Below are 14,458 nucleotides of genomic sequence, written 5' to 3' on the forward strand. Positions count from 1 at the left end.
CTATACCTACGCTCCAAAATATATTAATCCTATTACAGTTCCATACACTATAACTGCAAATACATCTTTTAGACCAAATCTCACATCATATATACATGTTCTATTCTTATCTGCATTTAAGCCTCTTAGCTCCGCCGTGGCACCAAGTTCATCTGATAATTTTATGCATCTAATTATAAGCGGAATTATAAAACATTCGTATGCCAAGAATGGATGTTTAACATAGTCTTGCCAGCCACTAAATATACCTCTAGCTTTCATGCCATTTCTAATAGCTACACTTTCTTTGCTCAAAACCGGAAAAAATCTTATCATAATACAAATCATCACTATGATAGGTTTAGGAATTTTTAATTTCTGCAAACTCGACATAAGTTCACTAGAATTACCCGAAACTATACATGTAACTACCATTATAATAGGAATACTTCGAGCTAGCATATTTAAAACAATATACATCAAGGCTATCTTACCCGCAAACAAACACGCCAATAGAATCATCATTATATATGTAATTGCGAATTTGATAGCCTTTTTATATTCTCTTATATATATTAAAAGAAGTGCGTTTAATACAACACTTAAATGTATTTGATTGTTTTTATAAAACAAAAACCAAAATACTGTTGATACTGCTAATAAGATAATATATGTTCTATTATCTAATTTTCTCATCTACACCAACTTTGCCTTTTCTATATGTTTTTTCATAAGCTTTTGTCCTACAATAAATCCTATAGCAGACAACACAATTGTTATCACTACAATCAATAAAAGCATGTCCCAAGAACCATAAAATCTAACCAATGTCTTTATGCCCTCTTCTGTATAACTATCTTTTAGGCTATTTAAATATTGTTCTTTAAAGAAAAACATAGGAATTGCACTACCAAGAGCATACAACGCCCAATATACCGAGTATGCGATACCATTTCTCTTTGGATTTCTATAAATGTCTTCTCCCATCATAATAATTTCGCATACAATACCTATTACAATCATTACCGGAAGAAACCATGGAGAACCCATTACAGTTATAAACAATCCACCAAAAATTCCAGTAATTAAATACGTTCCTCTTTTTGCAACCTTATTTGACATTACCACAAAAATAGGTGCGCATAGTAATCCCATAATTCCTACATAAAATAAGTAATCAAATGCAGGTGTTGTCAACATCATTGTGCATATTTTTGTAACAAGCATTATTACAATCATCGCTATGTTAAATATAGATAACGTAATAACATCTTTCATTTTTAACTTATCATTTATCATATTCATATCTTTTCTCCTTTTACATTTATTCTTCTATACTCTTTTTAGCAATTTCTTCAGCATGAATCTCTGTAGTATCAAAAACAGGTATATTAGTATCCTTTTGTTTTACTAATAAGCCTATCTCTGTACACCCCAAAATAACTCCCATATCATATGTACAATACTTATTTATTATTTTCAGATAAATATCTCTAGATGATTCTTTAATTATACCTCTACAAAGTTCTTTAAAAATTATATCGTGCACAATTTGTCTGTCTTCAATCTCAGGAATTATTATTTCTATATTATTTTCTAGATACTTTTCAATATTGAAACTTTCTTCCATTGTGAATCTCGTTCCCAATAGTAATGCTTTGGCAATACCTTTAGAATGCATTCTCTTTGATGTTGCATCTACGATATGAAAAATTGGAACATCAACACATTTTTTAATTTCTGGAATGCATTTATGCATTGTATTAGAACAAATAGCTATCATATCAACTCCAGCATCTTCTAATTGTTTTGCCGCATTAGACAATAAACGATTCGATATATCCCAATTCCCCTTCAAAATAGTAGATTCAATTTCATGAAAATTAATACTATGCAATATGCAGTCCACAGAATAATATCCACCTTTTTTTTCAGCAATGGTTTCATTTATTATTTTATAATATGGTAATGTACTTTCCCAACTTAAACCACCTATTAAACCGATTTTCTTCATACTAATCACCCCTATCTATTTATTTTGAATATATTGCAAAACATCTTACAGGAAATCCTGTTCCACCTTCTTGCTTCGGAAAAATACAAAAAATTGCACTTCCTCTAGCGGGAACCTTATCTAAATTTGCCAGTAATTCAATTTGATATATATCATTTTTCAAAACACAAACTTCCGCTTTAAATGGATATTGTTCTTTCTTTTGTGGCGGATCTGTGTCAAAAGTTTCATGCCCAATTCCTAATATTTTACGTTCTTTAATCAAAAACTCAACTGCTTTTATATCCCAACCAGGATAATGAGATTCACCATTTATATCCATATTAAGAAACTTTTCTTGATCTGGCCAGTTTTTATACCAGTCGCTCCTCATTGCCACAAATGAACCTTCTGGAATCTTACCATAATTAATTTCGTAATTATTAATATCTTCTACTTTCAAGGCATAATCAGGATTCTCAAGTACTTTTTGAGAACAATCTATCACACAAAGTGGTAAAACGCACTCCTTTAAATCTATTTTATCTAATGTCCTTCCACTTTCACTTGCATGGGCAGGAGCATCAATATGCGTTCCATACTGTCCTGGAAAAGTATATAAATGTGTTTTAACCGGATATTTATCAAAATCTAGAATGATTTTTTTCGATAACTGATTAAATCCTGGCCACCTTGGTGTCAGTTCACCAAATGAGTGAGTTAAATCAATCCATTCATTCTTTTTTAATTCTGCAATAATGTTTTCAATTTTCATCGCATTCACCTCTCAATATTTAAATTTACATTTCCTTTAATAGATCTATAATTTTTTTCGATAAAACTGCAGCATTATCTACATTTTCAGCACATGTAACATGATCACCAGGTATTTTAGAGACATTAACTTCTCCTAAACACAGTTTTTCCCAAAAATCTATTGTAAGCAAATCCTCGTCAGGTATAAAACTACTACTAGTATCAGCTAACAAGAAATTAATATCTCCCACATAGTAATTTGGCACGTATGTTGCTGCTTTTAAGCTATGTTTAAATGATTTGTATAATTCTAAATGCATTTCTATAGGTTGGGCGTTTCCAATAACCTCTTTTACTTTTTCAGAATAGAATTCAAATCTTTTCATTGTGCCTAAATCTTCTAATTTAGATAAAGCTTCTGATAACTTCGAATACTTTTTTTCTAAATATTTATAAGACATTTTAGGTATATGTTTATTAAATTTATTATATAAACTATACATAGCTTCAAATAATTCTTTACCTGATATTCCTTCAAATCCGAGGTTATCAAAATTTATTCCCAAACTCGGCAAAAATAATATTTCTGTCAATATATCATCGTCCAACTTATATTTCATGGGATGACTATCTATTAATACAATGGAACAAACTATATCTTCATGTTGCTTCAATTTTTTTGCTATTTCTACTGCAATTAAACCACTTATACAATAACCAATAATTTGAATCTTCTTTTTGCCTAGTTTTTCTATTTTTGGGGAGTATTCTTCAGCTAAACGTGAAATCAACTTTTCACTGTCTATTGAACAATATTTTTCACTATTTTTTATAGTGAATCCAACTATACTTGACATATTTTCCTTCTTCATATCCTCTAACACATATCTATAACAGTTTAATGTTCCAAAACCAGCATGCAAAAAAACTTGCAAATATTCATTATCTTTGTCTAAAATATAGTTCATCTGCCCAATGGAGTCATCCTCTTCAAAGCTCTGAATATTATCTTTTATGTTGAAAATTTTATATTTTTCAATAAACGACCTAAGATTATATATTTCAGGCTTATTTATTAATTCTCTCAATAACTTATCAAATTCAATATATTCATAGATCCCTAAGTCGTTAATATAGTCTCTTATATTACTAGCAATTTGTGCTATTATTAAAGAATCCGCACCTAAATTATATAAATTATCATTTGCAGTTATCTGTTTAGTTTTTAGATTTGATTTGCAAATCTCAACTAAAGCATTTGTTATCTTATCATCAATAAAACTTTTATCTTTTCCTTGTATTTCTTTTTCTAATATAGATAAATCCTTTTTTAGGGATTTATAATCTACTTTTCCATTACTTGTCAAAGGCATTTTAGCTTTTATAATTATAATCTTAGGAATCATGTATTCTGGTAAATATTGTCTTAAATATTCTTTTATTTCAAATTCACAAATTTCTTCAAATTTATCACTAACGATTAAACAAGATAAAACCCCATTATCATTCAATAATGCTACAGAAGATTTCACTAAATCAAATTTATTTAATACAACCTCTATTTCCCCAAGCTCAACACGAAATCCATTTATTTTAACCTGCCTATCTTTTCTACCTAAAAATTCAATTTCTCCTGAAGTTAAAATTTTAGCAATATCTCCAGTTTTATAAAGTCTCATCCCATTAACATAAATAAAAGAAGCAGAAGTTAATTCTTCATTATTTATATATCCTTTAGCTAAACCATCTCCTCCTATATATAGATCTCCTTCTACATTAACCGGACAATGTTCACCTCTATAATCCAATACATACATACTTTGATTAGATAATGTGACCCCGTATGGAATACTTCTTTCATATATATCATTTTCTTTGCATATATGATAATTGGACCATATAGAAGCTTCTGTAGCTCCACCCATAGCAACTATCGTGCTTTCATTTGAAATTTTTCTTATTTTATCTGGCAAATCTGTCGGTATCCAATCTCCCGAAAGAAGTATCTTTCTCAAATTCACCTTTTCTTCATTTTCGAGCATATAATTTACAAATAGTTGCATTATTGCTGGCACTGTGTTCCAAACAGAAACCTTGTTTTTCTTTATCAAATCACACCAGTATTCTGGATCTATTGAGTCACTATTAGGAATAATTAAAGTTGCGCCTAAACTCAAACTAGAAAAAATATCATATACAGATAAATCAAAACTTAGCTTTGAAATACCAATAAAAACATCATTTTCTGATATACTGAATTTATTATTTATATCCATTATAGTGTTCATGGCTGCTCTATGGCTAACTTCTACTCCTTTAGGTAACCCTGTTGATCCAGAAGTAAAAATTACATAAGCAGTATCGTCTAAATCATTTTCATCTATCATATTTTGATCTTCATCATGATTAATATCAGAATCTTCAAAAATACAAGCAAGGTTATAATTCTTCACATTAGTAACATTATCACTAATATTCATATTGAGAATAAAATCAACATCTGCCTGCCTTGCCATCTCTTCTTTTCTTTTGTCTGGCAAATCAATTTCAATTGGAACATATGAAGAACCACTTAATAACACTCCAACAACTGTTGCAATTTGAAAAACAGACTTTTTCATACATATTCCAATATTAGGTTTCCTTTTTGTCTTATTGTTCCCAACAAACTTTTTTATTTTATACGCATAAGATAACAACTTACTATATGTTAAAGTATTATTATCATCTACCAATGCTATTTTATCCATATTTTTTAAACAACTATCGTAAATAGCTCTATCAATTCTTTTTAATTCTAACTTTTCATTCACCTCATTTATAGAATTAATTACATTTATATGCCACTCAGGCAAACTGACGAACACATCTCTATCCCATGTTTCATCTTCTGATAACAAATGTAAATATCTTAAAAAGGAATCTTTAATATCATCAACAATCCTATTATCGAAAATGCCATTTCTTACATCAAAGAATACTCTTAAACAATCTTTATCATCCATACACTGACAATCAATAAACACCTGTGGAGTTTGACTTCTAATCTTATCATTCATTCTACCAACATAGTTGTAATTCAAATCTTTGGAAAATCCAATTCCACTGGTAAAAACATATGGCATAATTATATTATTTGTATTTCTACTACTCGATATCGCTCTAATTACTTCTATGCCAGAAAATGCACTATGCTCTAAATTTTCTATCAATGTTTCTTGTAATTCTTTTGCATAATTAAAAAAAGTCAGTCCATAGTCGTCCTTGCAGTCCAGTAAAGTAATCCCCGTAAAATCGCCTACTACTTTGTCAATATCGTATTTACTATACTCTCTATTCAACATAGTTAAGTTAAGTGTAAAATCTTTGTTGTTACTCCATTTTCTAAGGATTAATGAGTATACAGATAAGAGAACTGTAGTGGTAGTTACCCCTCTTGATTTAGCTATAGCTACAATTTTATGCCATACCTTGTTATTCAATGAAAATGAGTAGTGAGTAAAACCTAACTTTTCTGTGTTGCTGTTTAAATTGACTGGTAATTGTGGTGCATCTTGAAGATTTGGAATTTTATTAATCCAATATTCTTTGTCTCTAAAATATTTAAAACTTTTTTTCATCATAGAAGAGCTAAGTACATGATCTTTAAATTTCATATTTATCTCTTCTAGTGTATTATTGTGAAAATATATTTGCTCAAATTCAAAGATTAATCTCCAAATACTTCTCCAATCAGCAATCATTAAATCAAATGACAAGAATAAAATACTCTTGCACTTCATGTTAATAATTCCTATATCAAACAATGGGGCACTTTTTAAATCATAGTTTTTTTGATAATATTGTTCTCTTATATTGTCAACATTGTTTTCATCAACTTCATACTCTTGAATAATGTCGTATGGTATATATTTTGCGATAATTTGTTTATGATTTTTTCCGATATACATTCTAAGCATTTCGTGTCTTTTAAATAATGTATCCCAAGTTTTTCTAACCTTATCTAAATTTAACACGGAATCATACTCTATCTCCATATATAAATGACAACTTACTCCACCGTATTGAAAAACTTCTTCTCTACCTAACATATATGCCTGCTGTACATCTGTCAAATCAAAACAGTCATTGTCATCATCTCTTTTTAAAATCACTTTCTTTAAATTAAAATTATAATCTGAGCATGATAAAAAATCTATGATATCATTTTTGTTATCTTTCAAATATATCATATCATTATCATTTAATGCATCGGAACTAGTTTTATAATTTAATTTACCTTCATGAACAAATAATTCTATGTCAGATGCTCTTAGCTCTTTTATTTTCTCATACATCTGTTCCAATTCATTATTTTTCATATTAAATCACCTCCGCAGGAACGAATTTCACATCACAGAAACAACATTCTTTTTCTAGTCCATAAATTTCTATTTCTTTCATTGTTGTAGAATTCCCCTCCTCTATAATCACATTGTTTACGTCTTTCATTAAAATATTCATGTCTCTATACTCACTTTTTTTTGCACAAAGTCTTATATTTTTTATAAATTTTGCACCATTAGGGTGTGTATTTTTTTGAGGTTTTTGTGAAGGTTCATATTTTGAAACAATAAACGGCAAGTTTTCATTATAAGGAACAAAATAACTATAATTAGCTTTAACCCCTTCTTTATTCTTTCTTTTCCAGTGCATAGTTTTAGAAAAATCAATCTTACTTTCTTTCAAATTTTCCTTAATAAGCTCAATATCCACCATAATTTTGTTTTTATAATTTCTTATAATGGTTTTATTTTCATCAGAATCTTCTAGTGCGAAGTCAACAAATTTATTTTTTGTTGAAAACCATTTCCACCAACGCTTAGCCACAACTTTCCCATAAATTATATAAATTACAAAAAGCAATGGCATATATCTTCTTTTTATAGAAAACACTTCCAAAAAAGCATTCTCACCAAACCATATGAAAAAATTATTTTCTTTTCCCTTCATACCTCCCCATTCTATTTTAAATCCCATATTTTCTATTTCCTTAGCAGCGCTATGCAAATCACTCACACTGAAAGATATATGACTAATCTCTAACATATTTACTCCTTTCTTGATATAAATAATTTTTGTTTCAATTTATTCATCACATCATTTTCTTTTGGAAAAGCATCTATAACTTTATATCCAGCGTCATTCAATAAATTTAACCAATCATTTTCTCTAAAAAAAGTAATATTTTCCTTGTATCTATCATCATTAGGAATATTCATTATAAAAAGTTGAGATATTTGCAACTCTAATAAGTCATCCACCGGTTCAGCTATAAGTAATACTCCTCCTTTTTTCATTACTTTATTAATATAACTCAAGGTTTTCTTAGTATTTATTGCATTATTTATAGCACCAGCTATAATTACTATATCTATACTTTCTTTAGCTATCCCTTGTTCCATTAAATCATGATTCATATCAAGTATTTCATATCTAATATTATCAAAATTTTTTAGCTTTTCTTTTGCTGCATCTAAAAAATAATCAGATACATCCGTGAATACATATTCAGAATATTTTGTTCTTATATTTGATAAAACATTATAAGATGTGGCCCCCGTACCTGCACCTATTTCCAATATATTTGTTTTATAATCAGTAATTCCAGATATATATTGGCTAATTTTGTTGTTTAGATATTTACCCATTAGTGAATTATTATAGAAATTTTCAGCTAACTCAATGTTTCCTTCTGGAAAAAGTAAATATGTAGGGTTTATCTCTTCATTAAATATGTTATATAAATTGACAGCATGCGAATAATAGTATTCCAACATACTATTATCTATTAAAACACCACTCCATTGATCTCTAACGATGTCCCATTGTTTTTCAAAATCAAGTTCATTCAAAAACTCATTAATATAATACATGCTTTCATATGGTTTTATATATTTTTTTCTCTCAAAAATATAAACCCATCTGTTGATAATATATCTATATTTGTAATACCGAACATCTAAATTCTGAATACTAATGTATCTTTCGTTATTGATTATTCCAATCTTTTTAAACAATACTAATACGGACAATACACACGCTATATCCATATTCTCAATCATTTTATCAATATGTTCATTTGTTAATGTTTCTATCATTAAATTAAAATCATTTCCATTCAGTCTATTATTAAAAAGAATATTTCTTACTTGTCTTTCTCGATTAACAACACTAAATGAATTTTCCCTCGGATAACCTATCAGTTTAATTATTTCACTGACTATAATAAGTTGATCTAATTCTTTTTGCATAAAACCTTCAAAATTTTCACCCTTTAATACTATATCTCTAAATGATTTTAATTGTTCTGATATTGCATTTTTCCATTCTCTCCAAATTATATCGGAATAATTATTACCATTTCCAAAAATAATATTATTTTTCTTTATAAGATTTTCACTACTACTATCCCCATATTCAAAATTTTTATTCATATGAAATCTGGAATACCAATATATAGGTCCGCTTGGATCAGTCAAAACAATATCTCCACTTCCAAATCCAACCTTAAAATTATAAAACAAATAAAAATTATTATCAGTGTCTTTGTAATTAAACTCGTTATGAATACGTATATTGCAATATATTCCATCTATATTTACACCAATAGTAACAAAACCACCTGATCTCAACACATTAGAATCAAGTTCATAGTTTCTAACATCTAGCAGATCACATAAAATAGCAACTGTAGGGTGTAGCAATTGATAGCTACATTCTATATTTATATATCTAACATCTTCAATTTTAGAAAATTCTTTTATGAAATCAATATATTCCTTAGTTGAGTCAATATATCTATAAAAATTACTTACAGCAATATATCTTTTATTTTTTATTGCTAATTTAACCATTTCTAAATATTCTTTATAGTGAACAGGTTGTTCTACCATAACATGCATTCCATTTTCAATGAAATTAGAAACTATATTATTTCCATCACCACCTGAGCTTACAAATTTCAATACCACACACGCAATATCTGCATCAGGCACCTTATTATCACAAGAAAACAATGGTATTTTTCTCTTTTTCGCATAATTTTCTGTATACAAACTTTTATTCTTAGATACTATTCCTACTAGTTCAAAATCAGCTTTTAAATCCAGTATAGCTTCAATATACATTTTTCCAAATCTAGTCCCGCATGATATTATTCTCTTTTTTTCCACTATATTTCTCCGATTGTAAAATTTTTACATTTATTAGACTCTATAGCACCTAAAAGTTCTCCGATATTATCGGAATTAAATATGCTCGACATAGAAACATCAACAGAAAATACTTCCTTAATTTTCTTTGTCAATTTCAATGCTATTAGCGAATCTCCTCCCAATCCAAAAAAATTATCATTTAAATACACCTCTTCAATGTTTAAAATATCTTTCAACACTCCCACCAACATTAATTCACTCGGAGTAGACGCTGTTACACCTTTTCTGTTGTAATTAAATTTATCATTTATATAGGTTGAAATCTTATTTCGATCTATTTTTCCATTATTATTAACTGGAAAATAGTCGATCTCAATAAACCTATTTGGAATCATATACTTAGGCAAACTATTTGCCAATTCATATGCTATTTCACTTTCAGAAATATTATTATTTTTATTCCTTAGCACAAAAGATGTTTTTTCATCAAAGCTCTCAAACCTCTTTATTTCTTCAAAACAATAATTTTTGCAAGAAATCTTACTAATTATTTTTGAAAAACTATAAAATAACTCTCGTTCTTTTTTTCTTTCATCACAATATAAATCAAATTTATTTTCAAGAAAACCAACAGAAAAATATATTAATGGATTCGTTTTTGTCGGTTCAACTAAAATAAATAATCCATTCTTTAAGAGTACTTTCCCAATATTAGTAAGCATTAAATCAATATTATTTACTCTGTGTAAAGAATCTAATGCTATAACTAAATCAAACTTCTTTATTCCACACGATAAAGAGAATATAAAATCATTTAAATTCATTTTTTTGTACATAATATTGTTAATTTCTCTGTATTTTATTTTTTCCACAAATTCCATACTCTCATCAATATATGTGTAAGAATCAATATATTTCGCTATTTTATCATCAAAACAAATTCCAGAACTCCCTCTGCCTCCAATCTCCAATATATTAATTTTTCTTGATTTTTCTTTAAAAATTTTTTCTATATTCTCATAAATCGTATTTCTAATTTTTTCTTCTATTATAGAAGCATTAGATAAACCATAATTTATTTTTTTAGGGGTCAACTTAAAGTCATTATTAGCAATTAATTCAACCTTCTCCATTTTACCAGTTATAACGCTTATTACTGATTTGCACGAAGAATTTATATCATCAATAGATATTACTTTTTCTATCTCTATTAAATATCTTCTTTGAATATCGTGTATCGCCATACTTATCTTTTCAAAAAAATCAGATATTTTTTCATTTTCATTTAAAATTTTATATCTATACAATTGCTTTATCCAAATTTCAAGCAAGCAGGCATATTCTTTTTTTATATTTACATTTTTCGCAAATAATTTAATATTAAAATCTTCTATCAATTCTTTTTCAAATTTTAGCATCGCAAATACTTTAAGAATACATAAAATGCCAATATATTCGACAATCTTATTATCTACTTTTCTATCAATAAATATTTCATCTACATTATATTTTTCTATAGTTTTATTAGCTTTAGAACTTTCTTTCAATTTATACGCAACGATAATTTCATTGTCTTTTGCATACACTATAGCATTATCTATATATTCTAAATCATCTACACTAGATTCAATCTCCCCCAACTCTATTCTATAACCTTTTATTTTTATTTGGCTATCTTTTCTACCCATAAATTCAATAGTTCCATCATTCCATGTTCTACCATTATCCCCAGTTCTATACCACCTTATTCCATCTTGCTCAAAATACTTTTTATTCGTTAATTCTTTGTCACCATGATAGCATTTAGCAACACCCACTCCACCAATAAGAAGTTCGCCTTTAACATAATTAGGACAAATTCTACAAAACTCATCCACAACTCTATACACTTGATTTTTTAAAGGTCTACCATACGGAATAGAAATCCAATCTTTCGGTATTTCTCTCGGTACATTCAAATAGTTTGACCAAATAGACGCTTCCGTGGCTCCACCCATAGCGACAACAATAGAATTTATATTTTTACTACTAATATTATAAAATCTTTCCGGTAAATTTATAGCAATCCAATCCCCTGAGAGCATCACAATTCTAAAAGGTAATTTTCTATTTTTACCTTCAGCCATAGTAACAATCATATCAAACAAAATCGGCACAGAGTCCCATATTGTAACCTTATATTCATCGACTAAATTTAACCATTCATCAGGATTTCTGTAATTCTCCTTACTTGTTGTAACTATTGTTCCGCCGGCACGAAGTATTCCAAAAATATCATAGACCGATAAATCAAAGTCTATTGCAGATACCATAAGTATTGTATCCTTAGCATTTACTTTATATTTTTCATTTAAATCAATACAAGTATTGATAGCACTCGTATGCATAATCTCAACACCCTTAGGAACACCAGTTGTTCCGGATGTCATAATAATATACGCACTATCATAAGGACTAATCTCAATCGGTTGTTCTAATTTAGATTCATTTGCCATAGCCTCATCTAAATCAATAATCTTGACTTCACTTTTATTTAATCCACAATCTTTTATTGTTTTTTCATCACTTATAATATACTTTATTCCGATTTGATCATAAATTTTAGTTCTTCTGTCATTTGGTTGAGCAATACCTATTGATACATATGCTGCACCGGCAAATAAAACCCCAAAAATTGCATAGAGTTGTCTGCTGTCTCTTGGAAGTGTTATCCCTACATAATCTCCCTTTTTAACACCATTTTTATTTAAACAATCTGCAACTTTTAAAGAAATCTCATAAAGTTTATAATATGTTATCTGTTCTTTCGTCTCAGAATCTATGATCGCAACTTTATCTGGATTTAATTTTACATTTTTGATGAATCCATCGTACAATGTTTCATTTGGATATTGAATCGGCAAAATCTCTTCGACATCCTGTTTTCTAATAGATTTTTGCTTTTCCGGCAAAACATCTACTTTCTTTTCCCATTCTCCCTTCTGTGTTAAAGATATAATCAATTCATATAAAGAATCCATCATGTCATCTAACATTCCTGTCGGGAAGAGTTCATCCACACTATCCCAGCAAAGAATTAAATTATCATCTACAATATATGTTTGGAAATCAAGCCAAACTCCCGGTGTTTGTGAAATCATATAGGATATTTCACCTAAGTTTTCTCTTGAAATTCTAGTTTCTAACGGATAATCTATATTGCACGCAAAAACCACAGGTGCTATATTCACACTTGTACCTTGATTTTTTGATATGTTTCTTTGAACCTGAACTCCGCTATACGCACTGTGAGATACATTTTCCAAAAACGTCTTGTTTATTCTTCTTAAAGTATCCAAAAATCGTGAATCATCTGTTACCTCATGCTCTACTAATAAAATATTCGTAAAATCAGCCACCATATCTTTTAGATACTCATTTTCTAAATCTCTATTAAATAGCGGTATATTGATAAAAAACTTGCTCTGATTACACCATCTTTCAAGAACAAGTGCATAAGCAGTCAAAAGAACCATAGAGGGTGTACTTTGATACGATGCTGCTATATCTTTTATAGTTTCCCATTCTTCCTTTTTAATAATTCTCTTTCTTCTTTTAAATTTCGTTTCCTTAATTTGTTCCGGCTGTTTCCTTAATGGTAAATTCGGTCTTTCTATTTCAAAGGAATTTATTTTTTGTTCCCAAAACTCCTTATCTGCATCATTGATTAATTCGCTGATTCCGTTTTGCATATAATCCTTAAACGTATACTCATTCAAATTATCAAGTTCGACTCCTGAATAAATTTCAGCTAATTCTTTGATCATAATACTCATGCTCATTACATCGGACACAAGCAAATCCACATCAAAAAATATCCTTGACTTCCCATCTGAAAATTTTGCCAGTGCTACTCCTGCAACTTGACCTTGATTTACATTTAATTTTCTATGAGATTTCTGTTCTCTAATTTCTACTAATTTTAAATGTAATGTCTCTTCATCAAAATCAGCTAAATCAATAACTTCTATTTCTTCACTGTACGGCTTGTCCAATATCTCCTGATGCCCATCTTTCGTGAATTTTACTCTAAGCATAGGATGTCTGTATTGAAGCTTATTCCAAGCAGCTTTTAATCTATCAGCTTCAATGTTTTTTCCGTCTATTTCAAGATATGCATGGCAACCCACACCACCTAAAATCTGGTCATCTTCTCTTCCGATTAAATAAGAATACTGGACATCCGTTAAATCAAACTTAATTTCATCACTTTGGATAATTGATGACTCTATGTTCTTATCACTTTTCACTTTGGATTTATCAATAAGTTCAAACCACTTGGATAAAACAGGTTTCTCCATAAGCTTTGCAAATGAAATTTTTACCCCTGTTTTCTTTAATTTTCCAGACAGTTGCATAACTTGAATGGAGCTTAAGCCTTTTTCTACTAAATTTTCATTTTCTAAAATTTCCATTTTTGCAAATATATTTTCTAACCAATCTTTTACTAATAATTTAGCATTTTCCTTTATATTATTAAGTTCCATTGCAAATA

General features: G+C 28.7%; 8 protein-coding genes. All 8 read right to left on the bottom strand.

The genetic code is table 11. The features are described from left to right. Nucleotides 1-6 precede the first annotated feature (6 nt). The 8 genes from EHV10_RS01950 to EHV10_RS01985 are packed head-to-tail and all read right to left on the bottom strand — an operon-like array spanning nt 7 to nt 14,450. Complete coding sequence (locus tag EHV10_RS01950) at nt 7-675, bottom strand: energy-coupling factor transporter transmembrane component T family protein (RefSeq protein WP_128673169.1); 669 nt, start codon at nt 673-675, stop codon at nt 7-9. Continuing rightward, nucleotides 676-1,284, bottom strand: a complete 609-nt coding sequence (locus tag EHV10_RS01955; protein WP_128673170.1) for an MptD family putative ECF transporter S component — start codon at nt 1,282-1,284, stop codon at nt 676-678. It lies immediately after the preceding gene. A gap of 19 nt (nt 1,285-1,303) precedes the next feature. Next, nucleotides 1,304-1,993, bottom strand: coding sequence for an aspartate/glutamate racemase family protein (locus EHV10_RS01960; RefSeq protein WP_128673171.1), 690 nt, complete (start codon nt 1,991-1,993; stop codon nt 1,304-1,306). Between the two features lie 19 nt (nt 1,994-2,012). Continuing rightward, nucleotides 2,013-2,747 carry a cyclase family protein gene (locus EHV10_RS01965; protein ID WP_128673172.1) on the bottom strand — a complete coding sequence of 245 codons (735 nt, stop codon included), beginning with the start codon at nt 2,745-2,747 and terminating at the stop codon, nt 2,013-2,015. A gap of 25 nt (nt 2,748-2,772) precedes the next feature. Further along, nucleotides 2,773-7,089 (bottom strand): amino acid adenylation domain-containing protein, encoded by a 4,317-nt coding sequence (locus EHV10_RS01970; RefSeq protein WP_128673173.1) that lies wholly within the window; start codon nt 7,087-7,089, stop codon nt 2,773-2,775. Nucleotide 7,090: 1 nt separating this feature from the next. Beyond that, complete coding sequence (locus EHV10_RS01975) at nt 7,091-7,816, bottom strand: VOC family protein (RefSeq protein WP_128673174.1); 726 nt, start codon at nt 7,814-7,816, stop codon at nt 7,091-7,093. 2 nt (nt 7,817-7,818) lie between these two features. Further along, the gene (locus tag EHV10_RS01980; RefSeq protein ID WP_128673175.1) at nt 7,819-9,942 is read right to left on the bottom strand and encodes a bifunctional Gfo/Idh/MocA family oxidoreductase/class I SAM-dependent methyltransferase; all 2,124 of its coding nucleotides are present in this window, start codon (nt 9,940-9,942) and stop codon (nt 7,819-7,821) included. Continuing rightward, nucleotides 9,942-14,450, bottom strand: coding sequence for a non-ribosomal peptide synthetase (locus EHV10_RS01985; RefSeq protein ID WP_128673176.1), 4,509 nt, complete (start codon nt 14,448-14,450; stop codon nt 9,942-9,944). The genes EHV10_RS01980 and EHV10_RS01985 overlap by 1 nt, the downstream gene beginning before the upstream one ends. Between the last annotated feature and the right edge of the window lie 8 nt (nt 14,451-14,458).

It is taken from the genome of Lachnoanaerobaculum gingivalis, assembly GCF_003862475.1.
Taxonomy (GTDB): Bacteria; Bacillota; Clostridia; order Lachnospirales; family Lachnospiraceae; genus Lachnoanaerobaculum; species Lachnoanaerobaculum gingivalis.